The organism is Stutzerimonas stutzeri, from assembly GCF_000590475.1.
GTDB classification, from domain to species: domain Bacteria; phylum Pseudomonadota; class Gammaproteobacteria; order Pseudomonadales; family Pseudomonadaceae; genus Stutzerimonas; species Stutzerimonas stutzeri_D.
This window is the reverse complement of sequence record NZ_CP007441.1, coordinates 3,335,156-3,362,029: the sequence shown is the minus strand read 5'-3', so window position 1 is coordinate 3,362,029 and position 26,874 is coordinate 3,335,156. Positions and strand designations below refer to the sequence as shown.

27 protein-coding genes and 1 tRNA gene are annotated in these 26,874 nt (G+C 60.0%); 14 read left to right on the top strand and 14 right to left on the bottom strand.

Annotation, left to right across the window (positions count from 1 at the left end):
* Positions 1-37: 37 nt before the first annotated feature.
* Both CH92_RS15275 and yejK read right to left on the bottom strand, forming a co-directional pair.
* The gene (locus tag CH92_RS15275) at positions 38-835 is read right to left on the bottom strand and encodes an undecaprenyl-diphosphate phosphatase (protein ID WP_025242638.1); all 798 of its coding nucleotides are present in this window, start codon (positions 833-835) and stop codon (positions 38-40) included.
* A 186-nt stretch (positions 836-1,021) separates the two neighbouring features.
* Positions 1,022-2,029, bottom strand: a complete 1,008-nt coding sequence (gene yejK / locus CH92_RS15270; RefSeq protein ID WP_025242637.1) for a nucleoid-associated protein YejK — start codon at positions 2,027-2,029, stop codon at positions 1,022-1,024.
* Between the two features lie 141 nt (positions 2,030-2,170).
* Here yejK and CH92_RS15265 point away from each other — a divergent pair, with 141 nt between their 5' ends.
* The 4 genes from CH92_RS15265 to CH92_RS15255 all read left to right on the top strand — a co-directional run bounded on the left by CH92_RS15265 (position 2,171) and on the right by CH92_RS15255 (position 4,278).
* Positions 2,171-3,382: an MFS transporter gene (locus CH92_RS15265; RefSeq protein ID WP_025242636.1), complete on the top strand. Its 1,212-nt coding sequence runs from the start codon at positions 2,171-2,173 to the stop codon at positions 3,380-3,382.
* Positions 3,382-3,504, top strand: a complete 123-nt coding sequence (locus CH92_RS22410; protein ID WP_256059205.1) for a hypothetical protein — start codon at positions 3,382-3,384, stop codon at positions 3,502-3,504. The genes CH92_RS15265 and CH92_RS22410 overlap by 1 nt, the downstream gene beginning before the upstream one ends.
* Before the next feature lie 146 nt (positions 3,505-3,650).
* Positions 3,651-3,842 (top strand): hypothetical protein, encoded by a 192-nt coding sequence (locus CH92_RS15260; protein WP_025242635.1) that lies wholly within the window; start codon positions 3,651-3,653, stop codon positions 3,840-3,842.
* Between the two features lie 4 nt (positions 3,843-3,846).
* The gene (locus CH92_RS15255) at positions 3,847-4,278 is read left to right on the top strand and encodes a GNAT family N-acetyltransferase (protein ID WP_051517566.1); all 432 of its coding nucleotides are present in this window, start codon (positions 3,847-3,849) and stop codon (positions 4,276-4,278) included.
* Between the two features lies 1 nt (position 4,279).
* Here the strand turns inward: CH92_RS15255 and rlmF are convergent, their stop codons facing one another.
* The 8 genes from rlmF to CH92_RS15215 form a co-directional block, all read right to left on the bottom strand.
* Complete coding sequence (gene rlmF / locus CH92_RS15250) at positions 4,280-5,284, bottom strand: 23S rRNA (adenine(1618)-N(6))-methyltransferase RlmF (protein WP_025242633.1); 1,005 nt, start codon at positions 5,282-5,284, stop codon at positions 4,280-4,282.
* Positions 5,285-5,329: 45 nt separating this feature from the next.
* Positions 5,330-6,499, bottom strand: coding sequence for a YbfB/YjiJ family MFS transporter (locus CH92_RS15245; protein ID WP_025242632.1), 1,170 nt, complete (start codon positions 6,497-6,499; stop codon positions 5,330-5,332).
* 203 nt (positions 6,500-6,702) lie between these two features.
* The gene (locus CH92_RS15240; protein ID WP_025242631.1) at positions 6,703-6,999 is read right to left on the bottom strand and encodes a winged helix-turn-helix domain-containing protein; all 297 of its coding nucleotides are present in this window, start codon (positions 6,997-6,999) and stop codon (positions 6,703-6,705) included.
* A gap of 77 nt (positions 7,000-7,076) precedes the next feature.
* A complete protein-coding gene (gene nhaD / locus CH92_RS15235; RefSeq protein ID WP_025242630.1) occupies positions 7,077-8,456 on the bottom strand; it encodes a sodium:proton antiporter NhaD in 1,380 nt (459 codons plus the stop codon).
* A 350-nt stretch (positions 8,457-8,806) separates the two neighbouring features.
* Entirely contained in the window at positions 8,807-11,671 is a 2,865-nt protein-coding gene (locus tag CH92_RS15230) for a valine--tRNA ligase (RefSeq protein ID WP_025242629.1), read from the bottom strand.
* A gap of 167 nt (positions 11,672-11,838) precedes the next feature.
* Positions 11,839-12,207: a hypothetical protein gene (locus CH92_RS15225; protein WP_025242628.1), complete on the bottom strand. Its 369-nt coding sequence runs from the start codon at positions 12,205-12,207 to the stop codon at positions 11,839-11,841.
* A 125-nt stretch (positions 12,208-12,332) separates the two neighbouring features.
* Positions 12,333-12,752 (bottom strand): DNA polymerase III subunit chi, encoded by a 420-nt coding sequence (locus CH92_RS15220; RefSeq protein ID WP_025242627.1) that lies wholly within the window; start codon positions 12,750-12,752, stop codon positions 12,333-12,335.
* A gap of 22 nt (positions 12,753-12,774) precedes the next feature.
* Positions 12,775-14,268, bottom strand: coding sequence for a leucyl aminopeptidase (locus CH92_RS15215; protein ID WP_025242626.1), 1,494 nt, complete (start codon positions 14,266-14,268; stop codon positions 12,775-12,777).
* Between the two features lie 183 nt (positions 14,269-14,451).
* On the opposite strand from CH92_RS15215, the gene lptF reads away from it, so the two are divergent.
* Together lptF and lptG are read left to right on the top strand one after the other, a co-directional pair.
* Complete coding sequence (gene lptF / locus CH92_RS15210) at positions 14,452-15,573, top strand: LPS export ABC transporter permease LptF (RefSeq protein ID WP_025242625.1); 1,122 nt, start codon at positions 14,452-14,454, stop codon at positions 15,571-15,573.
* Complete coding sequence (gene lptG / locus CH92_RS15205; RefSeq protein WP_025242624.1) at positions 15,566-16,627, top strand: LPS export ABC transporter permease LptG; 1,062 nt, start codon at positions 15,566-15,568, stop codon at positions 16,625-16,627. The genes lptF and lptG overlap by 8 nt, the downstream gene beginning before the upstream one ends.
* A gap of 133 nt (positions 16,628-16,760) precedes the next feature.
* Here lptG and CH92_RS15200 read toward each other — a convergent pair whose 3' ends face one another.
* From CH92_RS15200 to CH92_RS15190, 3 genes are all read right to left on the bottom strand, one after another.
* Positions 16,761-17,258 (bottom strand): RDD family protein, encoded by a 498-nt coding sequence (locus CH92_RS15200; protein ID WP_025242623.1) that lies wholly within the window; start codon positions 17,256-17,258, stop codon positions 16,761-16,763.
* A gap of 94 nt (positions 17,259-17,352) precedes the next feature.
* The gene (locus tag CH92_RS15195; RefSeq protein WP_003284681.1) at positions 17,353-17,565 is read right to left on the bottom strand and encodes a cold-shock protein; all 213 of its coding nucleotides are present in this window, start codon (positions 17,563-17,565) and stop codon (positions 17,353-17,355) included.
* A gap of 447 nt (positions 17,566-18,012) precedes the next feature.
* Positions 18,013-18,099 (bottom strand) — tRNA-Leu (locus CH92_RS15190).
* A gap of 116 nt (positions 18,100-18,215) precedes the next feature.
* Between CH92_RS15190 and queA the strand changes: the two genes are divergently transcribed.
* The 6 genes from queA (at position 18,216) to CH92_RS15160 (ending at position 24,237) form a co-directional block, all read left to right on the top strand.
* On the top strand, positions 18,216-19,265 hold the full coding sequence (gene queA / locus CH92_RS15185; protein ID WP_025242622.1) for a tRNA preQ1(34) S-adenosylmethionine ribosyltransferase-isomerase QueA: 1,050 nt from the start codon (positions 18,216-18,218) through the stop codon (positions 19,263-19,265).
* A gap of 14 nt (positions 19,266-19,279) precedes the next feature.
* The gene (gene tgt, locus CH92_RS15180) at positions 19,280-20,395 is read left to right on the top strand and encodes a tRNA guanosine(34) transglycosylase Tgt (RefSeq protein ID WP_025242621.1); all 1,116 of its coding nucleotides are present in this window, start codon (positions 19,280-19,282) and stop codon (positions 20,393-20,395) included.
* Between the two features lie 41 nt (positions 20,396-20,436).
* The gene (gene yajC / locus CH92_RS15175) at positions 20,437-20,766 is read left to right on the top strand and encodes a preprotein translocase subunit YajC (RefSeq protein ID WP_021209500.1); all 330 of its coding nucleotides are present in this window, start codon (positions 20,437-20,439) and stop codon (positions 20,764-20,766) included.
* A 67-nt stretch (positions 20,767-20,833) separates the two neighbouring features.
* Complete coding sequence (gene secD / locus CH92_RS15170; protein ID WP_025242620.1) at positions 20,834-22,702, top strand: protein translocase subunit SecD; 1,869 nt, start codon at positions 20,834-20,836, stop codon at positions 22,700-22,702.
* Positions 22,703-22,714: 12 nt separating this feature from the next.
* Positions 22,715-23,623: a protein translocase subunit SecF gene (gene secF, locus CH92_RS15165; protein ID WP_025242619.1), complete on the top strand. Its 909-nt coding sequence runs from the start codon at positions 22,715-22,717 to the stop codon at positions 23,621-23,623.
* 80 nt (positions 23,624-23,703) lie between these two features.
* Positions 23,704-24,237, top strand: coding sequence for a glycine zipper 2TM domain-containing protein (locus CH92_RS15160; RefSeq protein WP_025242618.1), 534 nt, complete (start codon positions 23,704-23,706; stop codon positions 24,235-24,237).
* 53 nt (positions 24,238-24,290) lie between these two features.
* On the opposite strand, the gene suhB is transcribed toward CH92_RS15160, so the two are convergent.
* On the bottom strand, positions 24,291-25,106 hold the full coding sequence (suhB, locus tag CH92_RS15155) for an inositol-phosphate phosphatase (RefSeq protein WP_025242617.1): 816 nt from the start codon (positions 25,104-25,106) through the stop codon (positions 24,291-24,293).
* Positions 25,107-25,196: 90 nt separating this feature from the next.
* Here suhB and trmJ point away from each other — a divergent pair, with 90 nt between their 5' ends.
* Complete coding sequence (trmJ, locus tag CH92_RS15150) at positions 25,197-26,033, top strand: tRNA (cytosine(32)/uridine(32)-2'-O)-methyltransferase TrmJ (RefSeq protein ID WP_080690041.1); 837 nt, start codon at positions 25,197-25,199, stop codon at positions 26,031-26,033.
* Positions 26,033-26,809 carry a serine O-acetyltransferase gene (cysE, locus tag CH92_RS15145; RefSeq protein ID WP_025242615.1) on the top strand — a complete coding sequence of 259 codons (777 nt, stop codon included), beginning with the start codon at positions 26,033-26,035 and terminating at the stop codon, positions 26,807-26,809. The genes trmJ and cysE overlap by 1 nt, the downstream gene beginning before the upstream one ends.
* Positions 26,810-26,874: the final 65 nt, after the last annotated feature.

Below are 26,874 nucleotides of genomic sequence, written 5' to 3'. Positions count from 1 at the left end.
CGCGGACGGCGGCCGGGCCGCGGGCGCTCTGCGCGGCTTACAGGGCGATGAACAGCAGCGTGACGCCCAGTAGCAGCCGATAGATCACGAACGGCAACATACCCAGTGCATCCAGAGCCTTGAGAAACAGCTTGATGCAGAGGAAGGCGGCGATGAAGGACAGGGCAGCACCGATGAAGATGTCGTTCCACTGCGCGTCTTCCCCGGACTGGACCAGCTCGACGGCCTTCAGCCCACCCGCCGCAAGAATCAGCGGTATCGACAGCAGAAACGAGAAGCGCGCGGCAGTCTGCCGGGTAAAGCCGAGCAGCAGCGCGGCAGTCATGGTGATGCCCGAGCGGGACGTGCCGGGGATCAGCGCCAGCGCCTGGGCGAAACCGATGATCAGCGCGCTCTTCCAGGTCAGTTGATCCATCTCGGCGACTCGCCGACCCTTGATGTCGGCGTACCACAGCACCAAGCCGAAGATGAGGGTGGTAGCGGCGATGACCAGCATCGATCGGGTGTATTGCTCGATGTAGTCTTCTATCAGCAATCCAAAAATGGCCGCTGGCAGGGTACCGATGATGATTGCCCAGCCCAGTCGGCTTTCGGCGCTGACCTGTTGCCTGAATACGTGAGCCAACCAGCCACGGCTGGTGGCGATCACTTCATGACGGAAGCAAATCAGCACCGCTAACAGCGTGCCGACATGCACCGCAACATCGAATGCTTGACCCTGGTCGGGCCAGCCGAGCACCTGGGACGGGAGAATCAGGTGAGCGGAGGAGGAGATCGGGAGGAATTCGGTGATGCCCTGCACCAGCGACAGAATAATCAGGTGAAGCCAATCCATTGTGAATCCTTACCAGAACGGGTCGTGCGGGGTTGCAGCTCCAATCGAGCAGCCATGTGACTGACAGACCGGCATTTCATTCCACGGCGGTCGAATTTCGTTCCGTTCCGCCGCAAGCGGGAGCAGATAGAGCAAGGCATGCTGAAGCACTCCGTGCCGTTGCCGGTGGTTTGCTCCAGTGGTGGTTCAGTCCTTGCGGCGTTTGAGCTGATCGGTCAGTTGGGTCGGCAGCTGGCGGATGATCAGCATGTTGCGGGCTTCGTCATATTCGATCTTCGATCCCAGCAGGTGCGATTCGAAACTGATTGACAGTCCTTCGGCTCGTCCGGTGAAACGCTGAAACTGGTTGAGGGTGCGCTTGTCTGCCGGAATCTCCGGCGAAAGGCCGTAGTCCTTGTTGCGGATATGGTCGTAGAACGCCCGCGGACGCTCCTCGTCGATTACACCTGACAATTCTTCGAGGGACATCGGCTCGCCGATCTTCGCCTGGCTGCTGGCATAACCGACCAAGGCGCTGGTTTTCTCGCGTGCCTTCTCATCTGGCAGGTCTTCGCTCTCGACGTAATCGCTAAATGCCTTGAGCAGCGTTCGCGTCTCGCCGGGACCATCGACACCTTCCTGGCAGCCGATGAAATCGCGGAAGTACTCCGAGACTTTCTTGCCGTTCTTGCCTTTGATGAACGAGATGTATTGCTTCGATTGCTGATTGTTTTTCCACTCGGAGAGGTTGATTCGAGTAGCGAGGTGCAACTGGCCGAGGTCGAGATGTTTGGCTGGCGCTACATCCAGCGAATCGGTGACGGTCACCCCGTTGCTGTGGTGCAGCAGGGCGATCGCCAGATAATCGGTCATGCCCTGCTGATAATGAGCGAACAGCACATGCCCGCCGGTGGAGAGGTTGGACTCCTCCATTAGCTTCTGCAGATGCTCCACAGCTTGCCGACTGAACGCGGTGAAATCCCGGTTGCCATCCATGTATTGGCTCAGCCAGCCGCTGAACGGATAAGCGCCGGATTCGTCGTGAAAGTAACCCCAGGCCTTGCCCTGCTTGGCGTTGTAGCTTTCGTTGAGATCAGCCAGGAGATTTTCAATGGCCTGGGACTCGCCTAGTTCGGAGTCTCGGGCGTAAAGAACGGCAGGTGTGCCGTCCGGCTTCTTCTCGATCAGATGAACAATGCAGTGGCGAATCGGCATGGGTTACTCGCGTCGGGTCAGACAGACAGGCGGCAGTTTACCCGAGCGACGGTGCTCGTCGCAGAGCAAAAAAGTGAGTGCGGTTGGGTGGGGGTATGCGAGTAAGATGGGTTCCCTCATTTTTTGCAAAGTGTGTCGGCTATGAATGCGATATGGCGCAACAGTGTCTGGATCCTGTTGGGTGGTTCACTGATCCTTGCCGTTTCCCTGGGGACGCGGCATGGCTTCGGCCTGTTTTTACCGCCGATGAGCGCTGAGTTTGGCTGGGGGCGTGAGGTTTTCGCCTTTGCCATCGCGCTGCAGAACCTGATCTGGGGCTTGGCGCAGCCGGTCACCGGCGCGCTGGCCGACCGCTTCGGGGTTGCTCGGGCCGTATTGATCGGCGGCGTGCTCTATGCGGTCGGTCTGTTGTTCATGGCTGGCGCGGACTCGCCGGTCTCGTTGTCGCTGAGCGCAGGTCTGCTGATCGGGTTGGGATTGTCCGGCACCTCGTTCTCGGTGATTCTCGGCGCGGTCGGCCGCGCCGTGCCGGCCGAGAAGCGCAGCATGGCCATGGGCATCGCCAGTGCCGCTGGCTCTTTCGGCCAATTCGCCATGCTCCCCGGCACGCTCGGTCTGATCAGCTGGTTGGGCTGGTCATCGGCTTTGCTGGCGCTGGGCCTGCTGGTGGCATTGATCATGCCGCTGGCGCTGATGCTGCGTAGCGGACCGCCGGCAGCGGTGACCGGGCCTCAGCAGTCATTGGTCGAGGCGCTGCGAGAGGCGGTCAGTCATTCCGGGTTCCGCTTGCTGGCGCTGGGGTTCTTCGTCTGTGGCTTCCAGGTGGTATTTATCGGCGTGCATCTGCCAGCGTATCTGGTGGATCAGCACCTACCGGCGATGGCGGGTACTACGGTGCTGGCACTGGTCGGGCTATTCAACGTGGTGGGGACCTATACCGCCGGTTGGCTGGGCGGCTGTTACTCGAAACCCAAGCTATTGACGGCGCTCTATCTGCTCCGGGCGGTGGTGATCAGTGCGTTCTTCTTCGCTCCGCTGACCCTGTGGACCGCCTACGCATTCGGCATCGCGATGGGCCTGCTGTGGCTGTCCACGGTCCCGCTGACTAACGGCACGGTGGCCACCTTGTTCGGCGTGCGCAACCTGTCGATGCTGGGCGGAATCGTCTTCCTGTTTCATCAGATCGGCTCGTTCTTCGGCGGCTGGCTGGGCGGCTGGGTATACGACCAGACCGGCAGCTACGACCTGGTCTGGCAAATTTCTATCGCGCTCAGTCTGATGGCCGCCGCGCTGAACTGGCCGATTCGCGAGCAGCCGGTCGAACGGGTGCGCCTGGCGGCGGGGATGGCCTGATGCGTCGCGGATGGCTCTGGGCCGGCGGCGCAATGCTGCTGGCGCTGCTCATGGCAATGGCCTTTTGGGGCTGGCAGCAGGGCGGGTTGGCATTGCTGCAGCTGGGCGTAGGGATCTGTTGATCAATCGTTTGGGCAGTTTTTAAAGCCGCTAAGGAATCAATTCGGCACAGATGGCTCCAACAAGCGAGACGAAAGAAAACTGTCGCATAACGGTCATCGAAGACCTGTAAAAAGCTGCGGCATGCCGTTATCTGGAGCCACCGAACATGTCCACTCTTACCGAACTCGCCCAACAGATCGCTCAACTCTACCCACTGCAGGACAAGCGCGTCGGCAAGCGCTACCGCGTGGTCGGCGAACTCGCCGGCATGACCGAGCTGGAAGAGATCAATGGCCAGCCACGTTACATCCAGACAATGGCGCTGAAGAACAAGCAGTTCTGGGACGTGGCGGTCTGAACCCGTGCCCCGCGTGCGTGAGGCGCACCGCGGCGATACTGCGGCGATAGCCCGCCTGCTGGGCGAGCTTGGCTATTCAGGAAGCGATGAGTTCATCGAGCGCCGCCTTCAGCAGCAACTGAGTCATGATGATGCTTGCCTGTTAGTGGCAGAAGCGGATGCGGGCCAACTGCTCGGTTTTATCTCCTTGCATTTAATCGTACAGCTGGCCCTTGAGGGCGACTTCTGCCGAATCAGCTATCTGTGTGTCGACTCGACGGCGCGCAGCCAGGGGATCGGCGAACAACTGGTGCAGGCTGCCGAGCAGCGGGCACGAGCCCGCGGTTGTGATCGCATGGAGCTTCACTGCGACGTTCGTCGCGACGCGGCCCATCGCTTCTATGCGCGGCTGGGTTATGAGGATGCGCCCAAGTATTTGCGACGTATGCTGAATTGAGTCAGCCCGGCTGAGCTTTCCAGCGAGTCGCTCGCCACTCGCTCTGCTGCTCTTCGGTCAGAAAGGTCCAGGCGACGAAGCGGCTGCGCTTCTGTCCTTGAGCCATGTCCGAAAGGCGTATCTGCCGGGCACCGAGCCTCTTCAGACGAGCCTGCACCGGCTGCACATTGCCTGCTTTGGACACTAGCGTGCTGAACCAGCAGATTTGCTGCGCCACGCCACGGCTTTCGTCCGCCAGCCGGGCGATGAATGCCGCTTCGCCCCCCTCGCACCACAGTTCTGCCGCCTGGCCGCCGAAGTTGAGGGTCGGCAATTTGCGTTTGGGATCGAGCTTGCCGAGGTTGCGCCATTTACGCTGGCTGCCACTGGTGGCCTCGGCTTGCGACGCATGAAAAGGCGGATTGCAGAGCGTGATGTCGAAGCGATCGTCGCTTTGCACGAGATGTTCGAATATGTGCCGTGAGTCGCTCTGTTGACGTAATGTGATGCTTTTGCCCAGCTTGTTCGCCGCGACGATGGTACGGGCTGAAGCCAAAGCGACCGCATCGATGTCCGAGCCAGTAAAGCGCCAGCCGTATTCGCGCAGACCGATCAGCGGATAAATACAGTTGGCGCCGGTACCGATGTCCAAGGCGTGAATGCGCGCGCCCCGAGGAATCTCGCCAGCGTTTTCGTCCGCCAGCAGGTCGGCGAGGCCATGCAGGTAGTCGGCCCGGCCGGGAATCGGCGGGCACAGATAGCCTGGCGGGATGTCCCAGTGCGCAATCCCGTAGAACTGCTTGAGCAAGGCGCGGTTGAACACGCGTACGGCATCCGGGTTCGCGAAGTCGATGCTCTGTTTGCCGTAGGGGTTGATGATCACGAACTCCGCCAGCTCTGGACTGCCAGCGGTCAGCGCGGGAAAGTCGTAGCGTCCGGTATGACGATTACGCGGATGCAGGCTGGCGTTGCCGGCGGTGGGCCTGGCGGCGCGTGATGGCGCCTTAGCTGATTTCGGGACGGTCATGTTCGGCTGCTGGTAACGGTGAAAGCCGACATTGTCCCACAGCTTTCAGGCGCGACGTGGAACCCGCAGCATCCAGATCAGGCCCCATAGCAGCGCGCCGGCGCCGAGCCAGAACGCGCTATGCAGGGAGCCGCCCATGGTCAGCCAGATCCCTGTGAGCCAAGGGCCGGCCAACTGAGTCAGGCTGTATAGCGCAATCAGAGCCGCCGACAGCCGCGGCCCCTGGTGCGGGTGCAGTGCGCGGGCCAGGCGTTGGGTCAGCAGGACCGTGCCGAGAAAGGTGCCGCCGACCAGCACGGCGCACAGCAGGATGCCTGGAGCACCCGTCAGCAACAGGGCGGCCAGCACGCCAAGCAGTTGAGTGACATAGCTCAGGCGCAAGGCGAGAACATCGCCCAGCAGGGCGCCGAGGCGGTTCCACAACCAGGGTGAGGGCAGCGTCGCGAGTGCAACCACCAGCCAGCTGCTTTCGATGAGAAGGTCGCCGGGTTCGACCTGCAGACGCGCGACCATCGGCAGAAACGTCATCGGCAGGATGTAGCCCATGCCGGCACCGGCGTAGGAGAGAAACAGCGGTGTACTGGCGCGATCCAGCAGACGTCCGCTTGGCGCGTGTTCCGATTCGTCGGCGGGCTGTGTGTCCGGCATGTCCAGTCGGGACAACTGCTGCCAGCCCCACCATGCCAATGGAATGGACAGCAGCGCAGCGGGCCACCAGCGCTCTGCACCCACCAGCACGCCATTGCTCAGACTGACCAGCAGGCTGGACAGGATCAGCCCGACACAGGCGCCCAGATAAACCAGCCCGCTGGAAGATACGCGGCGTTGGCGCGCCAGCCACTCGAGAATCAGCGAAGGAGCCTGGACGAAGACCAGGCCGTTACTGATACCGTTGAGCAGACGCAGCGCCGAGAGCGCATCGGCGGAATCGGCCTGGGTCTGCGCCAGCGTACTGAGCACATGCACCACCAGGGCCCAAGGCAGGCTGCGGCGGATTTGCGCAACCCGGTGCCAGCGCAACGCCAGCAGTGCGCCGATGAGATAGCCCAGATAGTTCCAAGTGGCGATGCTGGCACCTTCTCGTACCGTCAGTAGCCCGTCTTCTACCAGCCACGGCAGGAGCGGCGTATAGACGAAACGGCCCAGCCCGTGAACGACCAGCAGCAACGTGGCGCCGGCGAGCAGGACCGGAAACAGGGCGGGGCGTTGGGGCATCGAGATGTGGACTATGCAGCGAAAGGGTCCATAGCTTAGCGGCTGCCGGGGCAAACGACCACGCTACCAACGGCGAGGGACGATTGGGCAGCAAGTTCACGAGGCGAGGAACGATTTGCGCTAGTCCGGTTACTCAACTCGTAAGTGCACGGTCGTGAGGCATGTCCACCGAACAGAGCGGATCGGCGCGGGTTGTGCTGTCTTCAGGGATAGTCGAGAACGTCTTTTAGCCGAGACAGGTTGCGCTCGATCCACTGCCGGTCGATCGCGCCCCAGTTGTGAATGCGGTAGCAGCCCGAATTGTGGCGTTCGCCGTCCTCTTGGATAAAGCGGCAGTCGATATCGAGGTCAGACAGCGCGGCCAGGGTGTCTTGGGCTGTGCGCCTGGGCATGCCGGTTGCCGCCACCAACGCCGGCACGCTGGTGGCTTCCCCGGTATCAATCAACCAGGCGACGTAGAGGCGACGGTAGAAACTGCTTTTGGTCTTGCTGACGGTCATCTCGATTCCATCGCTCTGAAAATCTGGACTGTTGAGGACAGCACGGCTGCAACGGACTCAGGACAGTGGTGTGCCGGTCAACGCAGTGCGAGCAGGCCGATATAGGTCACAGTTCCGGCCGTGTATCCAAGGAAGGCCAGGAGGCTGACACGCTTGACGTACCAGGTGAAGCTGATCTTTTCCATGCCCATGGCCGCAACGCCCGCCGCTGATCCGATGATCAGCGTGCTGCCGCCGGTGCCGGCACAGTAGGCGAGCATCTCCCAGAAATTGCCGTCGACCACGAATTGCGACAGCCAGCTCGACTCCTCCGGTGCGGCGGCGGCCAGCGTCACGGGGCTGATCAGCGGGTACATCTTCATCGAGCCGGCTACCAGCGGTACGTTATCAACCACTGCCGAGAGCAGGCCAATGGTGTAGGTGATCGGGTAGATATGTCCAAGCGAATCGCGCAGCAGTGTGGCGACCTGGGTCAGGTGACCTGCCGTGGCCAAGGCAGCGACAGCCAGCAGGATGCCGAGGAAGAACAGCACGCTTGGCGTGTCCACCTTGCGTAGCACACCCACGACCGACAATGGATGCCTGTGATCGTCCTCTTTGTGGCGGTGCAGGAACTCGGTGGTAATCCAGAGGATTCCAAGCCCGAACAGGATGCCCATATACGGCGGCAAATGGGTGACCGTTTTGAAGATGGGGACGAACACCAGCGCGCCAATGCCAAGTGTCAGCACCAGGTTGCGCTCGAACGCCGTCGTGGCCGGCGGATTGCTCTCGGCTAGGTGCGCGCGGGCGGCAGGGCGGGGTGCTTCACCGCGCAAGCGGAAACTGAGAATCAGCAGCGGTACCAGCAGGCATACCAGGCTCGGCAGAAACAGCCCGAAGACGACGCCGGACGCGGTGATCTGGTTACCGATCCAGAGCATGGTGGTGGTGACATCTCCAATCGGAGACCAGGCACCGCCAGCGTTGGCCGCGATAACCACAACACCGACGAACAGCCAGCGTTCCGGTCGGCCACGAATCAGTTTGCGCAGCAGCGAGACCATCACAATGGTCGTGGTCAGGTTGTCCAGCGCGGCAGAGAGAAAGAAGGTCAGAAAGCCGATGATCCACAGCAGATGCACGCGCTTGCGGGTCTGGATGCGATCGGTGATTACCTTGAACCCTTCGTGGGAGTCGATCAGCTCGACGATGGTCATGGCGCCGAGCAAGAAGAACAGAATCTCCGAGATCTCACCGAGATGATGCCGCAATGACTCGACGACCATCTCGACCGGATTGGTCGTTTCATGCCCGCCCTGTATGTGCGGAATGATCGAGTCGGCTCCCAGCACGAGCAACGTCCAGCAGAGCACGGCGGTAAGAATCGCCAGCGCTGCTTTGTCCATCTTCAATGGGTGTTCAAAGGCTATGCATAGATAACCGATGAAAAACACGACAGCCATGAGTACGTACATCGGAGGGCTCCATATTGAGAAACCAAACCGGCTCGTCGGCAACGCCGGCGACTCGGTAGTGACAGGCTCAAGATGGGCAACTGGCTATGCGAAGCATGAAGCGAAACCGAAAACGATAAGGCTGGCGCCAGCGTGTGAACGGTTGCACGGTCACTTCGTCACGATGTGACGACGGTGCATATTTCATGTCGTGGAGCGCTCTGCGGGTTCGGCCTGCCAATAGTTATTTGTTAGTTGTTAATTTCCGTGTGCGGATAGTGTATCGCCGCATCGGTTTTTACTTGTCATCAATCAAGCGCAAAGGCCTGAACCAAAAAGGCCAGCACATTACGTGCTGGCCTTCGGCTTGGTTACAGACTGGCGATGCGCTCGCGCTGCTCCAGCAGTTGGGCTTTGGCCTGTTCGGCCTCGGCCAGTTTGGCGCGCTCCTTGTCGATCACTTCCGCTGGCGCCTTGTCGACGAAGCCGGCGTTGCCGAGCTTGCCACCGACACGTTTCACTTCGCCCTCCAGCTTGCCGATTTCCTTGTCAAGGCGAGCAAGCTCGGCATCCTTGTCGATCAGCCCGGCCATCGGTACCAGCACCTGCATGTCGCCGACCAGCGCCGTGGCGCTGAGCGGCGGCTCTTCGCCGGGGCCGAGGATGCGCACGCTTTCGAGCTTGGCCAGCTTCTTCAGCAGCTGTTCGTTGTCGGCCAGACGACGCCGATCCGTGTCGGAAGTGTGGCCAAGCACCACGTCGATTCGCTTGGCCATGGAAATGTTCATTTCGCCGCGGATCTGGCGAATGCCGAGCATGAACGCCTTGACCCACTCGATATCGCCCTCGGCGGCCCCGTCGAGGCGCTCCGGATTGAACTCCGGCCAGGGCTGCAGCATCAGGGTCGGGCCGGATTTGCCAGCCAGTGGTGCGACGCGCTGCCAGATTTCCTCGGTAATGAACGGCATGAACGGGTGCGCCAGGCGCAGCGCGGTCTCCAGCACGCGCACCAGGGTGCGACGGGTGCCGCGCTGGCGTTCGAGGCTGGCGTTTTCGTCCCACAGCACGGGCTTGACCAGCTCCAGATACCAGGCGCAATACTCGTCCCAGATGAACTCGTAGAGCGCTTGGGCGGCCAGATCGAAGCGGAAGGCCTCGAGCTGGCGGGTAACTTCGGCCTCGGTGCGCTGTAGTGCGGAAATGACCCAGCGATCCACGGACGACAGCTCCACCGAAGCGTCGGTCGCCGAAGCGTCGTCCGCCGGGGCGCCATTGACGCCGGTGTCCTGGCCTTCGGTGTTCTCGAAGACGAAATTGGCGGCATTCCAGATCTTGTTGCAGAAATTGCGATAACCCTCGACGCGACCCATGTCGAACTTGACGTCACGGCCGGTGGAGGCCAACGAGCAGAAGGTGAAGCGCAGGGCGTCGGTGCCGTAGCTGGCGATGCCCTCGGGGAATTCTGCGCGGGTCTGCTTGGCGATCTTTTCAGCAAGCTTGGGCTGCATCATTCCGCTGGTACGCTTTTGCAGCAGCGCTTCCAGTTCGATCCCATCGACGATGTCCAGTGGGTCGAGCACGTTGCCCTTGGACTTTGACATCTTTTGGCCCTGCCCATCGCGGACCAGACCGTGCACATAGACAGTCTTGAACGGGATCTGCCTGGTCAGGTGAGTCGACAGCATGATCATGCGGGCAACCCAGAAAAAGATGATGTCGAAGCCAGTGACCAGCACATCGGTCGGGTGGAATGTTTTGAGAAAATCCGTCTGCTCGGGCCAGCCGAGGGTGGAGAAAGTCCACAGGCCGGAGCTGAACCAGGTGTCCAGAACGTCTTCGTCCTGACGCAGTTCGACGTTGTTGCAAAGGTTGTACTTGCTGCGAACCTCGGCTTCGTCGCGGCCAACGTAGACATTGCCGGCTTCGTCGTACCAGGCCGGAATGCGATGTCCCCACCACAGTTGGCGGCTGATGCACCAGTCCTGGATGTCTCGCATCCAGCTGAAATACATATTCTCGTACTGCTTGGGTACGAACTGGATCTCGCCACTTTCAACGGCCTTGATCGCCTTGTCTGCCAAGGGCTTGGTCGAGACATACCACTGATCGGTCAGCCAGGGCTCGATGATAGTGCCGGAACGGTCGCCGCGCGGGACCTTGAGCGCGTGGTCGTCGATCTTTTCCAGCAGGCTCATGGCTTCGAATTCAGCGACGATGGCCTTACGCGCGTCGAAGCGATCCATGTGCGCATAGCCGTCGGGCAGACTGGCGTCGACCTTGTTGTTTGGCGTGCCGTCGATGTTGAACACCTGCGCGCGGGCCAGGATTGCGGCGTTGCGGTCGAAGATGTTGATGAGGGGCAGGCGATGACGCTTGCCCACTTCATAGTCGTTGAAGTCGTGCGCCGGGGTGATCTTTACGCAGCCGGTGCCGAACTCGAGGTCGACATAGTCATCGGCAACGATTGGAACCAGGCGATTGACCAGCGGCAGCATGATATGGCGACCGATCAGGTTCCTGTAGCGCTCGTCTTCGGGATGCACCGCGACGGCCGCGTCACCCAGCATTGTTTCCGGACGGGTCGTGGCGACGACCAGGTAACTTTTGCCGTCGGCCGTCTTGCAGCCGTCGGCCAGCGGATAGCGCAGATGCCAGAGATGACCCTTTTCGTCGTGGTTTTCGACCTCCAGGTCGGAGATGGCGGTATGCAGCTTGGTGTCCCAGTTGACCAGGCGCTTGCCACGGTAGATCAGGCCATCTTCATGCAGGCGTACAAAGGCTTCCTTTACAGCATTGGACAGACCGGCGTCCATGGTGAAGCGTTCGCGTGACCAGTCCACCGAAGAGCCCAGGCGGCGGATCTGGCGCGTGATGTTGCCACCGGATTCCTCCTTCCACTCCCAGACCTTGTCGAGAAATTTTTCGCGGCCCAGATCATGACGGCTCACGCCTTGCGCGCTCAGCTGACGCTCGACCACCATCTGCGTGGCGATGCCGGCGTGATCGGTGCCTGGCTGCCACAGCGTGTTGCGGCCCTGCATGCGGCGGAAACGGATCAGCGCATCCATGATCGCGTTGTTGAACCCATGCCCCATATGCAGGCTGCCGGTGACGTTCGGCGGCGGGATCATGATGGTGTAAGGCTCCCCTGAACCCTGGGGGGCGAAATAGTTGTTCGACTCCCAGGTCTGATACCAGGAAGTTTCGATGGCGTGCGGCTGGTAGGTCTTGTCCATGCGGCGGGACCCTTAGAACGGCTGATCGGAAAAGCGGGCCAGTATAAAGGCAAAGTGCGCGAGGGGCAGAACCGCAATGCCGCATTTATCCGGCGCTGATGGACGAGTCGTTCAATAGGCGGCAGGGGCGTCGCTGGATACGCCCCGCTGCATTGATGAAGGATCGTTCAGGAACGGTGGGATTTGATCAGCTGCTCGGCGCGCGCCTCCAGGCGACTGCGCAGTTCAGCTTCGATCTGCGGCACGAAATCGTCGATCACGTCCTGCAGGATCAGCTGCGCGGCGGTGCGCAGCTCATGATCGAGGTGGCGCTCGGCAAGGGTGCGGAAAGCCGTCCGTACGGCTGGCTCGCGTGGCTCGATTTCTTGCTGCGCTGCCGCTGTGGGGGCGCGCTCGACGACTTCGGAGAGCAGGGGGATGCTGTCCGGGTCCAGTGTCTCGCTGAGCAGAGGAGGGTCCTCATCTCCAAGCAGAGCGCGAATGGATTCCAGGTCATCGAGCAGGTGAGCGGCTTTATTGGGGGGTGTTTGCGTCATGTACGGTGGTTTCCGGGAGATTAAGCGTCCAGGCGATGTGGCGCTCCTGAAAAGGGCATTGGCCCCGTAGCTGAGATGGTTGACTGGCTGCGGATTCGATGAGTTCGCGGCCGTCCTGACGCTCGCTACAATTCGACTCTCTTTGGATCATAGCCGCGCTGCCGATAGAGACGAAAATTGTCCCGGCAAACGGTCAATAACTCCGGTTGCTGATTGACGATCTCGATCACTCGGCTGAACTGGTCGGTATGCGGCGACAGGGTCGGTGAAAGGTTGATCAGCAGACCCTGGGTGACGGTGGGCGGCTGCTCCGTACCGATCACCACGGGCGCTTGAGGATCGTCGTCATGGAGCTCATGCGGAATGAAGCGCTCGGCGCGAAAGCTCCACAGCAGCTCATCCAGTTCGCTGCACTGCTGGCTGTCCTGGCAGCGTATGAAGACCGGCATACCGTGCTGCCAGCCCTTGCTTGCCAACAGGCAGGCGGCTCTCGCTCGGCCTGCCGGTTCGCTGTCGGGCAGCACGTAGAACTCGATGCGCGTCATGCCCGATTTCCGCTTGCCTGGCTCATGCCTGCTCGACTCGGTCCAACAGATATTGCATCAGCAAGGGTACCGGACGACCCGTGGCACCCTTTTCCTTTCCGCCGCTGATCCAGGCGGTGCCGGCGACATCCAGATGCGCCCACGGGTAGGCCTTGGTGAAGCGCGAAAGGAAACAGGCGGCGGTGATGGTGCCAGCCTTGGGCCCGCCGATGTTGGCGATGTCGGCGAAGGGGCTGTCCAGCTGCTCCTGGTATTCATCGAACAGCGGCAGCTGCCAGGCACGATCATCGGCTTTCTGGCCGGCCCCGAGCACCTGTTGCAGCAGTTCATCGTTGTTGCCCAGTAGGCCCGACGTGTGGCTACCCAGCGCAACGATGCAGGCGCCGGTGAGCGTGGCGATGTCGATCACGGCGCGCGGCTTGAAACGCTCGGCGTAGGTCAGGGTATCGCACAGCACCAGACGGCCTTCGGCGTCGGTATTGAGAATCTCGACGGTCTGGCCGCTCATGGTGGTGACGATGTCGCCCGGACGCGTGGCGTTGCCGCTGGGCATGTTTTCCGCGCAGGCCAATAGGCCGACCAGGTTGATCGGTAGCTGTAACTCCAGTGCGGCGCGGAACGTGCCGAGTACGCTGGCGGCACCGCACATGTCGTACTTCATCTCATCCATGCCCTGGCCAGGCTTGAGACTGATGCCGCCGGTATCGAAGGTGATGCCCTTGCCGACCAACGCGTAAGGCTGCTCGCCCTTTTGGCCACCGTTGTACTGCATGACGACGATGCATCCCGGCTGTTCACTGCCCTGGGAAACGGCAAGAAACGAGCCGGCACCGAGTTCGCGCAGCTTCTTTTCGTCCAGGATGTCGACTTTCAGACCTTTGAATGCTTTGCCGAGCTGCTTGGCCTGTTCGGCCATATAGTTTGGATGGCAGACATTCGGCGGCAGATTGCCCAGGTCTCGGGCGAAACTCATGCCTGCGGTGATCGCTGCGGCATGGCGAGTGGCCTGCTCAACCGGCGTCTGGTCCGCCTTGTCGCTCAGGATGGTGATCTTGCCGAGTGCCGGGGCGTCGTTCTTCTTGCTCTTGAACTGCTCGAACACGTACTGACCATCGGCCAGCACCTCGACCAGCATCCGGGTGCGCGCATAGATGTCGCGTTCCTTGACCTGCACATCCTGTAGCGCGAAGGTCGCATCTTTGCCACCGAGCCCCTTGAGGACGCCGAGTGCGGAACCGGCGATCTTGCGCCATTGACGGGCGTCGAGTTCGCCCTCTTTGCCAGTGCCGACCAGCAGTACGCGATCGGCCTTCAGGTTCGGCAGGCTGTGCAGCAACAGGGTCTGGCCCGGCTTGCCCTGCAGGTCGCCGCGCTTGAGCACGGTACTGATGGCGCCGCCACTGGCCTGATCCACGCTTTGCGCGGTTGCGCCGAGCTGTTGGTTTTCACCGACTGGCAAGACCAGGGTGGCTGTTTTTGCCGCAGCTGCTTTGGTGTTCTTTACAACAAATTCCATGGCGTCGAGTCCCCAAGACAAAGAGTCGGGTTTGCAGGATAATGCCGGGCTTATTTTCCGGTGGTTCGTTCACCGGGGCGTTGGAATGCTGAGAATCACCAACGTCCTATTACGGGCGGACCGGCTGTTTGGCGGCTAGTTTGAGCGTAGCCGCCGGAGCCTGACAACCCTGGAGTGTCCGGTTTGATCGTCTTTCGTTACCTGTCCCGTGAGCTGCTGGTCACCCTGAGCGCGGTTAGCGCCGTGCTGCTGGTGATCATCATGAGTGGCCGCTTCATCAAATACCTGGCACAAGCCGCACAGGGCCTCCTCGATCCGGGGGTGCTGCTGTTGATCATGGGGTTCCGCCTGCCGGGATTTCTCCAATTGATCCTGCCTCTGGGGCTTTTTCTCGGCATCCTGTTGGCCTACGGCCGGCTCTATCTCGATAGCGAGATGACCGTTCTCGCCGCTACGGGCATGAGTCAGCGTCGCCTGCTGGTCTACAGCCTGGCACCGGCGGCACTGGTTGCTGGCGTGGTTGGCTGGCTCAGCCTCGGGTTGGCACCACAGGGTGTGGCCGAGGTGGATCGCATCCTCAATGAGCAGGACTCGTTGACCGAATTCGATACGCTGGTTCCGGGGCGCTTTCAGACTCTGCGCGACGGAACCCGCGTGACCTATACCCGTGAACTGACCGCTGATCGAACCGAGCTGGCCGGCGTTTTCATCTCCGAAGCCAACCTTTCCAGTGCGACCGGCCAGAAGCGCGGCCTATCCGTGCTGGTCGCGGAAAGTGGCCGTCAGGAGATTCAGCCCGATGGAAGCCGTTATCTGATTCTGGAAAATGGATATCGCTATGACGGAAACCCGGGGCAGGCCAACTATCGAGCGATCCAGTACGACACCTATGGTGTGCTCCTGCCTAAACCTGAAATCAGCGTTGAAATGAGTGAGCGCGAGGCGATGCCGACCCGCGAATTGCTTGGTAGTGACAACGTCCGGTTGCAATCGGAGCTGCAATGGCGATTGTCGTTGCCGTTGCTGGTCTTCATCGTCACCCTGCTGGCGGTGCCGTTGTCGAAGGTGAATCCGCGCCAGGGGCGCTTCCTCAAGCTGCTGCCGGCGATTCTCCTGTACATGGCTTACCTGACCTTGTTGATTGCCGCTCGCGGTTCGCTGGATAAGGGGCGTATTCCGCCGACGCTGGGACTCTGGTGGGTGCATGGAATCTTCTTCGCTATAGGGATGCTGATGCTCTACTGGGAACCGTTGAGACTCGCGATCGACAAGCGCCGCGCCCTGTCGGGGGCTACCCATGCGTAAGCTCGACCGCTACATCGGCAGTCATGTGTTGCTGGCCATTCTGACCGTGCTCGGCGTCATCGTCGGCCTGGCGTTGCTGTTCGCCTTCATCGACGAGTTGGGCGATGTGAAAGGCAGCTACGGCACGCTGAATGCCGCCGCTTACGTGCTGCTAACGACGCCCAAGCGGATCTACGAAATGCTGCCGATGGCGGCTTTGATCGGCTGCCTCATTGGTCTTGGTACGCTCGCCAGCAGCAGCGAGCTGACCATCATGCGTGCCGCTGGGGTATCTCTCGGGCGAATCGTGCTGGCGGTGATGAAGCCGATGCTGTTGTTGATGCTGGTCGGCGTGCTGATCGGTGAGTACGTGGCTCCTTGGAGTGAAAACGTCGCCCAGGCCAATCGCTCCTCGGCGCAGGGTGCCGGCGAAGCACAAAGCAGCAAGCATGGTCTCTGGCACCGCCAGGGCGACGAGTTCGTGCACATCAATGCGGTACAGCCAAGCGGTTTGCTGCTCGGTGTCACCCGTTATCGCTTCGATGAGCAGCGGCAATTGCTGTCGGCGAGCTTTGCCCGTCGGGCACGTTACGATGGCGACGAGTGGCTACTCAGTGATGTCGCCACGACTCATTTCCGTGGTGACCATACCGAGGTTATCAAAGCCGCCGAAGAGCATTGGGACGTACAGCTGACGCCGCAGCTGGTCAGTACGGTGATCATGGAGCCGGATGCGTTGTCCGTCACTGGTTTGTGGCGCTATATCCATTATCTGAGGGATCAGGGTTTAAACAACGGCCGCTATTGGCTGGCCTTCTGGACCAAGGTGCTGCAGCCAGCGGTAACGGTGGCGTTGGTGTTACTGGCGATCTCGTTCATTTTCGGGCCGCTGCGTTCGGTGACGCTCGGGCAGCGCATCTTTACCGGTGTGATTGTCGGCTTCGTGTTTCGCATTCTGCAGGATCTGCTGGGCCCGGCCAGTCAGGTTTTCGGCTTCTCGCCCTTGCTGGCAGTGGCGGTGCCGGCCGGTATCTGTGCGCTGGCAGGTGTCTGGTTGCTGCGGCGGGCAGGATAGGAGGAAGAGGCTTACAGCGCGGGAGGTCGAAGCAGGAAAGTCGATAAGCGCAGGGCTTGAAAGCCGGACGGGAAAGGGTGCCTGAAAACAGCGCTGGCGATTGGACGGTCCAGCGCTGTCTGCCACTTCTTGCTTATTTCTTGTGGATATTCTTCGGTAACTGAACGACTCGGCTTTCCGAGTAGATGTCGTGCCAGGTGCGATGCTGCTTGTCCCAGAGCATCCACCAGTAACCCAGCCCCAGGGCGAGCCAGGACATGATTGCGATCAAAAAACGCAGCAGTGCCTGCCAGAGATCTATTGCGGTTCCGTCGGCGTTCTGTATCCGTACGCCCCAGACCTGCATGCCAAGCGTCTGACCGTTGTGCGTCCAGAACTTGGCGAAAAAGGCAAACACGGTGAACAGCAAGAGCGTTGAAAGTATTGGGTCTATATCCAGCCCCCCGGATTCCGCCAATGCTTTCAGGCCTTCACTGCCGTAGAAGAATCGCAGAATCACCTGCTGATAGAACAGGGTGACGACCATCATCAACGCGATACAAAGAAACGAATCGTAAAACAGAGCGGCGAGTCGGCGTATCAAGCCGGCTGAAGGAAACTGGCCCTGCGGGCTAAGCGAATGGTTGCGCATGAACGTCTCGATGGAAAATGCAGCTGCGCATTCTACGGAATCGTGCGCATAAAAAAGCCCCTGATGGCGATCAGGGGCTTTTTGGAGCGGCGGCTTATTCCTGGATTTGAACCTGGTCCGCCTGCATGCCTTTTTGACCTTGTACGGCGACAAAGCTGACTTTCTGGCCTTCTTTCAGGCTTTTGAAGCCGTTGCCTTCGATCGCGCGGAAATGCACGAACAGATCCGGACCGCTCTCGGGAGTGATGAAACCAAAACCTTTCTCGTCGTTAAACCACTTGACGGTACCGTTCTGACGATTCGACATAGCTTTGTATCCTTGAAACTCAATAGTAGAAGCGCCCCTGCATCGGGCAGGAGGCGGAGACTGGTTGCAAGGAGTAAAGAGTCGAACGGGATGTAGCGGATCTGAAGATCTACTGCACCAGGTCACGATTCAACGGCGACCCATGCAAACACAGTGGGCACACTCTACGATAACTCGCCGGGCGATGCCAAGCCCTCGGAGCCATCAAGTGTTCCACTGCAAGCGGCGCCCTTATCAGGCGTCCTTCAGGTATTACAGCTGCTCTGTCGATTCGCGGGTCACAAGCGTTCGATACGAGCGGGGCAGGTATCGTGCTGAACAGGGCCCGATTTCGATGAGCCTGTTGCGTTTGCCTCATGCATGAAGCATGGGCTGCTAGGGTGATGCCGCTACTGCTGTGCGGTCCCCGGTACCATAGGCTGTCGGCTGCCTGTGGTGTCTGATTAATGGTGCCTCGAGAGAGACTCGAACTCTCACGTTGTTACCAACGGCGGATTTTGAATCCGCTGCGTCTACCGATTCCGCCATCGAGGCACAGTGGCGGCGCAGTATAGGGATGCGATGCGAGTCGGTCAATCGTCCAGCGTGGTCAGATTGAGGTGTTTCCGCTAAGCTTTGCGCCCCCGAAGCCCCGCGCCGAATTTTTTCAGATGCAAGTCTCCGATTTTGCCTTCCAACTTCCCGACTCGCTGATTGCTCGCCACCCGTTGGCCGAGCGTCGTGCCAGCCGTTTGCTGGTGCTCGACGGCCCAAGCGGCCGGTTGGAGCACCGTGGGTTCGCCGAGCTGCTCGATTATGTGCGTCCCGGCGATCTGATGGTATTCAACAATACGCGGGTCATTCCAGCGCGCCTGTTCGGTCAAAAGGATACGGGCGGTAAGGTCGAGGTGCTTGTAGAACGCGTGCTCGATGATCGCCGTGTGCTGGCTCATATCCGTTCCAGCAAGTCGCCCAAGCCGGGCGCGCACGTTCATATCGACGGTGGAGGCGAGGCGCTGATGCTAGCGCGTCATGACGCGCTGTTCGAGTTGGAGTTCAGTGAAGCCGTGCTGCCCTTGCTCGAGCGCGTCGGACATATGCCGCTGCCGCCTTATATAGACCGGCCGGACGAAGTTGGTGACCGTGAGCGTTATCAGACGGTTTATGCGCAGCGGGCGGGCGCAGTCGCCGCGCCAACGGCGGGCCTGCATTTCGATGCGCAACTATTGGCGGCGCTGAAGGAGAAAGGCGTCGAGAGCGCTTTCGTCACGCTGCATGTGGGCGCAGGGACCTTTCAGCCCGTGCGCGTCGAGCGCATCGAAGAGCACCACATGCACCGTGAGTGGCTGGAGGTCGATCAGGATGTGGTCGATGCGGTTGCAGCTTGCCGTGCTCGCGGCGGCAGGGTGATTGCGGTCGGGACCACCAGCGTGCGTTCGTTGGAAAGCGCTGCGCGCGATGGTGTGCTCAAGGCATTCAGTGGCGACACCGATATCTTCCTCTACCCAGGCAGGCCCTTCCATGTGGTCGATGCGCTGGTCACCAATTTTCACTTGCCCGAGTCCACACTGCTGATGCTGGTCTCCGCGTTTGCGGGCTATCCGGAAACCATGGCCGCCTATGCCGAGGCTATCGCCCAGGGCTACCGTTTTTTCAGTTACGGTGATGCCATGTTCATCACGCGCAATCCGGCCCCGCGCGGCCCTGAGGATTCCCAATGAGTCGTACCTGCCACATGTCGTTCGAACTGCTAGCCACCGAAGGCAAGGCTCGTCGCGGACGTTTGATCTTTCCGCGCGGCACGGTAGAGACGCCAGCGTTCATGCCGGTGGGTACCTATGGCACGGTAAAAGGCATGCTGCCGCGTGATATCGAGGATATCGGCGCGCAAATCATTCTCGGCAACACCTTTCACCTTTGGCTGCGGCCGGGCACTGAAGTAATCAAGGCGCACGGCGACCTGCATAATTTCATGCAATGGCAGGGGCCGATTCTGACCGACTCCGGCGGTTTTCAGGTATTCAGCCTGGGCGCGATGCGCAAGATCAAGGAGGAGGGCGTGTACTTCGCCTCGCCGGTAGATGGCGCCAAGGTGTTCATGGGGCCGGAAGAGTCGATGCAGGTGCAGCGCGATCTGGGCTCGGACATCGTAATGATCTTCGACGAATGTACGCCTTATCCGGCCGAAGAAGATGTCGCGCGGCGCTCGATGGAGCTGTCGTTGCGTTGGGCGCGCCGTTCCAAGGATGCGCACGGCGACAGCCCGGCGGCATTGTTCGGTATCGTCCAGGGCGGTATGCACGAGTCGCTGCGCATGCGCTCGCTGGAGGGCCTGTGCGAGATTGGCTTCGATGGGCTGGCTATCGGTGGGCTCTCGGTTGGTGAGCCCAAGGAAGAAATGCTTCGAGTGCTGGATTTCCTTCCGCCGCACATGCCGGCCGACAAGCCGCGTTATCTGATGGGGGTGGGCAAGCCGGAAGACCTCGTCGAGGGTGTGCGCCGGGGTGTGGACATGTTCGATTGCGTGATGCCGACCCGCAATGCGCGCAATGGTCACCTGTTCGTCGATTCAGGGGTGATCAAGATCCGCAACGCCGTACATCGTTACGATGATTCGCCGCTGGACGCCGGGTGCGATTGTTACACCTGCAAACACTTCTCCCGGGCGTATCTGCACCATCTGGACAAGTGTGGCGAAATGCTTGGCAGCATGTTGAATACAATCCACAACTTGCGTCACTACCAGCGCCTTATGGCTGGTTTACGCGATGCTATCCAACAAGGTACATTGACCGCCTTTGTCGACGCCTTCTATGCCAAGCGCGGCTTGCCAACGCCGCCGCTTGCGTAACGTATCGATAACTAAACTGATCTCTGCAACAGGAGTGCTACATGAGCTTTCTGATTCCCGCCGCCTACGCTCAAGAGGCTGCCGCTGGTCCCGCCGGTAGTGGCTTCGAGTGGCTGTTTCTGGTCGGTTTCCTGGTCATTTTCTATCTGATGATCTGGCGTCCCCAGGCCAAGCGCGCCAAAGAGCACAAGAACCTGATCGGCGGCCTGCAGAAGGGTGACGAAGTCGTTACTTCGGGGGGGATTGCCGGCAAGGTCACCAAGGTCTCTGATGACTTCGTCGTGATCGAGGTTTCCGACTCGGTGGAGCTGAAATTCCAGAAGGTGGCGATTGCGGCGACTCTGCCTAAAGGCACGCTGAAAGCCATCTGAGCTGACTTCTACTCAATACCATCGACGGGGCGCGCAAGGCGCCCCGCGTCATTAGACGGGCTGCGTCATGCTCAATAGATTCCCTCTTTGGAAATACCTGCTGATTGTGGTGGTGCTAGGCATTGCCTTCATATATTCAGCACCTAACCTCTACCCGGATGATCCGGCAGTTCAGGTTACCGGTGCTGCAACCTCGCTCAACGTTACCGAAGCGGATCTTGACCGCGCCAGCAAGGCGCTTGCTGAGGCCGGTATCAAGGTCAAGGCGACGACCCTGGATGACCAAGGCCGTGGTGGTCTGTTGCGGCTGACCGATCAGGACGATCAGTTGCCGGCCAAAGACGTGGTGCGCCGCGCGCTGGGTGATGCCTACGTGGTCGCGCTCAACCTTGCCCCCACGACACCCGATTGGCTACGCAGTTTGGCTGCGAGCCCGATGAAGTTGGGTCTTGATCTGTCTGGTGGCGTGCACTTCCTACTTGAAGTCGATATGGACAAGGCCATCGAGACGCGGCTCAACGTCTACGAAGGCGAAGTCAAAAGCCTGTTGCGCAAGGAGCGCGTGCGCTATCGCAGCCTTCCCCAGGCGGGGAATGCTGTGCAGCTCGGCTTTGCCGACGAAGCCACACTTTCGGCTGCTCAATCGCTGATCCGCAAGAACTTCAATGATTTCGAGCTGACCTCCAGCGAGCGCAATGGCCAACAAGTGCTGCGCCTGGCGATTACCGAGGCCAAGCTTGCGGAGATTCGCGAGTATTCGATCAAGCAGAACCTGACGACCGTGCGTAATCGGGTCAATGAGCTGGGGGTTTCCGAGCCATTGGTTCAGCGCCAAGGTGCCAATCGCATTGTCGTCGAGCTCCCGGGCGTACAGGACACTGCCGAAGCGAAGCGCATCCTGGGCAAGACCGCTAACCTCGAGTTTCGCCTCGCTGCCGATGCTGACGCCGCGCGCGCTACAACCGAGACCTTTGGCTTTCGCGAGGAAGGTCGTCCGCCTGTACAGCTCGAGCGCAGCCTGATCATCACGGGTGACCAGGTCACCGATGCCCAGGCCAGCTATGACGAGAATGGCCGTCCGCAAGTGAACATTCGCCTGGATGGTCATGGCGGCGATCTGATGAACCGTGCCACCCGTAACAACGTCGGTCGCAGCATGGCGGTGATCTTCATAGAACAGCGTCCGACCACGCGTTACGTCAAGCAGATGGTCGATGGCGTCGAGCAGGAAGTACGGGTCGAGACCTTTCAGGAAGAGAAGAGCATCATCAGCTTGGCGACTATCCAGTCGGCATTGGGGAGTCAGTTCCGTATCACTGGGTTGGATGGCCAGGGCGAGTCGTCCGAGCTGGCATTGCTGCTGCGGGCCGGTGGCCTTGCGGCTCCGATGTATTTCGCCGAGGAGCGCACTATTGGTCCGAGTCTCGGTGCAGAGAACATTAAGCTCGGCATCGAGGCCGCGCTGTGGGGCTTTCTCTTCGTAGCGGTTTTCATGGTCGCGATCTACAAGTTCTTTGGAGTGTTGGCTACGGTCGCGTTGCTGTTCAACATGGTAGTGCTGACCGCGCTGATGTCGATGCTGGGCGCGACGCTTACGTTGCCAGGTATTGCCGGTATCGTCTTGACGATGGGGATGGCGGTCGACGCCAACGTGCTGATCTTCTCGCGTATCCGGGAGGAAATAGCCAACGGCATGTCGATCCAGCGAGCTATTCACGAAGGCTTCGACCGGGCATTTTCCGCAATCGTCGACGGCAACCTGACCACGTTGCTGGTCGGGGGCATACTCTTCGCGATGGGGACCGGTCCGATCAAGGGCTTCGCCGTCACGCTCTCGCTCGGAATCATGACCTCCATGTTCACCGCCATCATCGTGACCCGCGCCATGGTCAACCTGATCTACGGTGGCCGCGATCTCAAGAAGTTGTGGATTTAAGGGGCTAGCACGATGAAACGCGTAATCAATTTCATGGGTGTGCGTCATGTGGCGTTTGCCCTGACCGTACTGCTCACGCTTGTCTCGCTCGGTAGTCTGGCGGTGAAAGGGCTGAATTTCGGCCTGGACTTCACCGGCGGCACATTGATCGAACTGTCCTATGAGCAGCCGGTGCCCTTGGATCAGGTGCGGGCGCAGCTCTCCCGCTCCGGCTTCGACAACGCCGTGGTGCAGAGCTTTGGTGCGACCACCGATGTGCTGGTCAGGATGCCGGGCGACGATCCAATGATGAGCGAGCGGATCGCCGAAGCACTGCGTGGCGGTGAAAGTGCTAGCGCCGTCACCGTCAAGCGGGTCGAGTTCGTCGGACCGGCAGTTGGTGAGGAGCTTCGTGATCAGGGTGGGTTGGGCATGCTGCTCGCCCTGGGCGGCATCCTCGTGTATGTCGCCTTTCGGTTTCAGTGGAAGTTCGGACTGGGTGCCGTGCTTTCGCTGTTTCACGACGTGATATTGGTGCTCGGGATCTTTTCGCTGTTCCAGATTACTTTCGATCTGACGGTTTTGGCGGCGGTTCTTGCCGTAATCGGTTACTCGCTCAACGATACCATCGTGATCTTCGACCGAATTCGCGAGAACTTCCGCGTCCTGCGTAAGGCTGAGTTGTTGGAGAACATCAACATTTCAACCACTCAGACTTTGCTGCGGACCTTGGCCACCTCGGTGTCTACCTTACTGGCGGTCGGTGCGCTGATGTTCTTCGGGGGGGAAAACCTTTGGGGCTTCTCGTTGGCGTTGCTGATAGGTGTCGGTGCGGGCACCTATTCGTCGGTGTATGTCGCCGGGATGTTGCTGGTGTGGCTGAAGCTTACTCGCGACGATCTGATTCCCCCTGTTGTTGAAGAGGTTGACGAGCTTCCTTGACTTGGCTTTTTTGAACTTCTAGCCCGTTGCGCCGCCTAACAGGCGCAGCGGGCCTGGTCCGCCAGAAGAAGGGAAATCAGATGAACAAGTCGATGCTGGTAGGTAGTGTTCTAGGTGCTGTCGTCGTCACTGCTGGCGGTGCATTCGCGACCTATTCACTGGTTGATCGAGGGCCGCAGTTCGCCGAAGTGTTAGCCGTTGAGCCGGTCAAGGAAACCATTAAGACGCCACGTGAGGTTTGCCGAGAGGTGGCTGTTACGCGGCAGAAGCCGGTGCAGGACAGCAATCGAATTGCCGGGACGGCGGTGGGTGCGGTCGTCGGTGGCTTGCTGGGCAATCAGGTTGGCGGCGGTAACGGAAAGAAGATTGCCACCGTTGTCGGTGCGGTAGGAGGTGGGTATGCCGGTCATCAGGTGCAAGGCCGTATGCAGGCGAATGACACCTACACCACCACCGAAACCCGCTGCAATACCGTAACCGACAGCCAGGACAAGGTCGTTGGTTATGACGTCAAATATGATCTTGACGGAGAGATCGGTCAGGTTCGGATGGATCGCGATCCCGGTAGCAAGATTCCGTTTCGCGACGGTCAGCTGGTGCTGACGCAGCAGTGATGACGATAAAAACAAAAAAACGCCCGTTTGGGCGTTTTTTTATGAGCGTTTTCCTAGCGCTTCAGTGAAGGCGTCAGGTGTGGCTGGATTGCCGTCAGTACGGCCTTGAAGCACTTGGTGTTGCCGGCGACGATCTGGCCTTTCTCAAGGAAATCGTGGCTGCCGCTGAAGTCGCTGACCAAGCCGCCAGCTTCCTGAATCAATAGCGCGCCTGCCGCCATGTCCCATTCGGAAAGACCGAATTCCCAGAATGCGTCGTAGCGGCCGGCCGCAACATAGGCGAGATCCAGGCTGGCAGCGCCAGCGCGACGCAGGCCTGCTGTCTGTCCAACCAGGCTGCGGAACATGTTCAGGTAGCTGTCCATGTTGTCCATTTGTCCGTCGCGGAATGGGAAACCCGTCCCGAGGAGCGCGCCTTCCAGGCTTTTGCGTGTGCTTACTCGCAGGCGGCGGCCGTTGAGTGCGGCGCCGCGGCCTCGGCTTGCAGTGAATTCTTCCTGGCGCACCGGGTCGAGGACCACGGCATGCTCAAGGCGACCACGGTATTTGCAAGCGATGCTGACGGCGTAATGCGGGACGCCGCGTAGAAAGTTGGTCGTGCCATCCAGCGGGTCGATCACCCAGAGGTAATCCGCGCCATCCCCGCTGCCCTCCAGCAAGCCGCCTTCCTCGCCAAGAATGCCGTGGTTCGGATAGGCTTTGCGCAGCGCCGCCACGATGAGCTGCTCTGCGGTGCGGTCGATTTCCGAGACGTAATCGCGCGCGTCTTTTTCGCTAACCGAGATCACGTCCAGGCGCTCGGTGGAACGAACAATCATTTCGCCGGCGCTACGGGCGGCGCGCAGCGCGATATTCAGCATGGGCTGCATCGATCAAATACCTGGTCGTTTAAAGAAAGCCGACAATTCTATCAGAAAGCTCGACCGGGTGTTATGTGGTTGGGCTGCATCGGGGCGGCAATGGCGGAGGAGTCGGCCGTTCCTGTAAGCTTTCGGTTTGCTTTCCTGTCGAGAACAACAGTGTCGCTTCAGAACATTCGTGTAGTGCTGGTCAATACCAGTCACGCCGGCAACATTGGTGGTGCGGCCAGGGCCATGAAAAATATGGGCTTGTCTCGCCTGGTGCTGGTAGATCCCCAGGACTTCCCGAGCTCGAATGCCATTGCGCGAGCATCGGGCGCAACTGATGTGCTCGATTCGGCGCAGGTTGTGGGAACGCTTGAAGAGGCTTTGGTGGGCTGCAGTCTGGTATTTGGTACCAGTGCTCGCGATCGACGCATACCCTGGCCGTTGCTGGATCCGCGCGAAACCGGTTCAGTCTGTGTGGAGCAGGTTCGGCGGGGTGGGGAGGTAGCATTGGTGTTTGGGCGCGAATATGCCGGGCTCACCAATGAAGAGCTGCAGCGTTGCCAGTATCACGTGCATATCCCGTCAGATCCCGAGTTCAGTTCATTGAACCTTGCGGCCGCAGTGCAGGTGCTTGCCTACGAGGTGCGCATGGCATGGCTGGCTGCGAATAATCAGCCGAGCAAGCAGGAAAAACTCGAAACCACCTCGATGCTTGATGCGCAGCCGGTTACCGCAGACGAGCTAGAGCACTATTACGGACATCTTGAGCAGACCTTGGTTGACATCGGTTTCCTCGATCCTCAGAAACCTCGTCATCTCATGCCGCGCCTGCGCAGGCTTTACGGTCGCAGCGGTATCAGCAAGCTGGAAATGAATATCCTGCGCGGAATTCTTACGGAAACCCAAAAGGCCGTCCGCGGCGAACCCCATAAGCGGAGATCTGATTGATGTTCGAACGCATGCGCGAAGATATCCAGAGCGTTTTTCACCGCGATCCGGCAGCGCGTAACGCATTCGAGGTTATTACCTGTTACCCAGGGCTGCATGCTGTCTGGTTTCATCGGGTTTCCCATTGGTTGTGGGTGAACGACTGCAAGTGGCTGGCGCGCATGAACTCGAACCTGGCGCGCTGGCTGACGGGAATCGAAATTCATCCGGGCGCCCACATTGGCCGGCGTTTTTTCATAGATCACGGGATGGGTATCGTCATTGGCGAGACTGCCCAGATCGGAGACGATGTGACCCTTTATCATGGGGTCACGCTGGGCGGTACCAGCTGGAACAAGGGCAAGCGGCATCCCACGCTCGAGGATGGTGTGATCGTCGGGGCCGGGGCGAAAATCCTTGGCCCGTTCACCGTGGGGGCGGGCGCCAAGGTCGGCTCCAATGCGGTGGTTACGCGCGCAATTCCGGCTGGTGCGACCGCGATTGGCATCCCGGGGCGCGTGATCGTCAAGACGGATGACGAGCAGGAAGCCAAGCGCAAGGCGATCGCCGAGAAGATCGGCTTCGACGCCTATGGCGTGACCGAGGACATGCCCGATCCGGTTGCTCGCGCCATTGGCCAGTTGCTCGATCATGTCCAGGCTGTCGAAGAGCGCATGGAGGGCATGTGCAAGGCACTGACTGCATTAGGTAGCGATTACTGCGCAAAGCAGATGCCTGAGTTGCGTGAAGAGGACTTCGCCGAAGTCAAGCATGTGAGTGACGAACCTCGTTCCTGAAAGTGCGATGGGCAGGGTGCGCTGTTATCATAGGCGACTCTTGCGGGCTAGAGGGCTGCGCCTCG

What these genes read in the sequence shown, in the direction of transcription:
- secD (WP_025242620.1), top strand. Translation starts at nt 20,834, where the DNA reads ATGCTCAATAGATTCCCTCTTTGGAAATACCTGCTGATTGTGGTGGTG.
- CH92_RS15260 (WP_025242635.1), top strand. Translation starts at nt 3,651, where the DNA reads ATGTCCACTCTTACCGAACTCGCCCAACAGATCGCTCAACTCTACCCA.
- secF (WP_025242619.1), top strand. Translation starts at nt 22,715, where the DNA reads ATGAAACGCGTAATCAATTTCATGGGTGTGCGTCATGTGGCGTTTGCC.
- CH92_RS15215 (WP_025242626.1), bottom strand. Translation starts at nt 14,268, where the DNA reads ATGGAATTTGTTGTAAAGAACACCAAAGCAGCTGCGGCAAAAACAGCC.
- trmJ (WP_080690041.1), top strand. Translation starts at nt 25,197, where the DNA reads ATGGCGGAGGAGTCGGCCGTTCCTGTAAGCTTTCGGTTTGCTTTCCTG.
- CH92_RS15225 (WP_025242628.1), bottom strand. Translation starts at nt 12,207, where the DNA reads ATGACGCAAACACCCCCCAATAAAGCCGCTCACCTGCTCGATGACCTG.
- rlmF (WP_025242633.1), bottom strand. Translation starts at nt 5,284, where the DNA reads ATGACCGTCCCGAAATCAGCTAAGGCGCCATCACGCGCCGCCAGGCCC.
- CH92_RS15245 (WP_025242632.1), bottom strand. Translation starts at nt 6,499, where the DNA reads ATGCCCCAACGCCCCGCCCTGTTTCCGGTCCTGCTCGCCGGCGCCACG.
- yajC (WP_021209500.1), top strand. Translation starts at nt 20,437, where the DNA reads ATGAGCTTTCTGATTCCCGCCGCCTACGCTCAAGAGGCTGCCGCTGGT.
- CH92_RS15265 (WP_025242636.1), top strand. Translation starts at nt 2,171, where the DNA reads ATGAATGCGATATGGCGCAACAGTGTCTGGATCCTGTTGGGTGGTTCA.
- tgt (WP_025242621.1), top strand. Translation starts at nt 19,280, where the DNA reads ATGTCGTTCGAACTGCTAGCCACCGAAGGCAAGGCTCGTCGCGGACGT.
- yejK (WP_025242637.1), bottom strand. Translation starts at nt 2,029, where the DNA reads ATGCCGATTCGCCACTGCATTGTTCATCTGATCGAGAAGAAGCCGGAC.
- suhB (WP_025242617.1), bottom strand. Translation starts at nt 25,106, where the DNA reads ATGCAGCCCATGCTGAATATCGCGCTGCGCGCCGCCCGTAGCGCCGGC.
- nhaD (WP_025242630.1), bottom strand. Translation starts at nt 8,456, where the DNA reads ATGTACGTACTCATGGCTGTCGTGTTTTTCATCGGTTATCTATGCATA.
- CH92_RS15240 (WP_025242631.1), bottom strand. Translation starts at nt 6,999, where the DNA reads ATGACCGTCAGCAAGACCAAAAGCAGTTTCTACCGTCGCCTCTACGTC.
- cysE (WP_025242615.1), top strand. Translation starts at nt 26,033, where the DNA reads ATGTTCGAACGCATGCGCGAAGATATCCAGAGCGTTTTTCACCGCGAT.
- CH92_RS22410 (WP_256059205.1), top strand. Translation starts at nt 3,382, where the DNA reads ATGCGTCGCGGATGGCTCTGGGCCGGCGGCGCAATGCTGCTGGCGCTG.
- queA (WP_025242622.1), top strand. Translation starts at nt 18,216, where the DNA reads ATGCAAGTCTCCGATTTTGCCTTCCAACTTCCCGACTCGCTGATTGCT.
- CH92_RS15230 (WP_025242629.1), bottom strand. Translation starts at nt 11,671, where the DNA reads ATGGACAAGACCTACCAGCCGCACGCCATCGAAACTTCCTGGTATCAG.
- lptG (WP_025242624.1), top strand. Translation starts at nt 15,566, where the DNA reads ATGCGTAAGCTCGACCGCTACATCGGCAGTCATGTGTTGCTGGCCATT.
- CH92_RS15160 (WP_025242618.1), top strand. Translation starts at nt 23,704, where the DNA reads ATGAACAAGTCGATGCTGGTAGGTAGTGTTCTAGGTGCTGTCGTCGTC.
- CH92_RS15195 (WP_003284681.1), bottom strand. Translation starts at nt 17,565, where the DNA reads ATGTCGAATCGTCAGAACGGTACCGTCAAGTGGTTTAACGACGAGAAA.
- CH92_RS15220 (WP_025242627.1), bottom strand. Translation starts at nt 12,752, where the DNA reads ATGACGCGCATCGAGTTCTACGTGCTGCCCGACAGCGAACCGGCAGGC.
- CH92_RS15275 (WP_025242638.1), bottom strand. Translation starts at nt 835, where the DNA reads ATGGATTGGCTTCACCTGATTATTCTGTCGCTGGTGCAGGGCATCACC.
- CH92_RS15200 (WP_025242623.1), bottom strand. Translation starts at nt 17,258, where the DNA reads ATGCGCAACCATTCGCTTAGCCCGCAGGGCCAGTTTCCTTCAGCCGGC.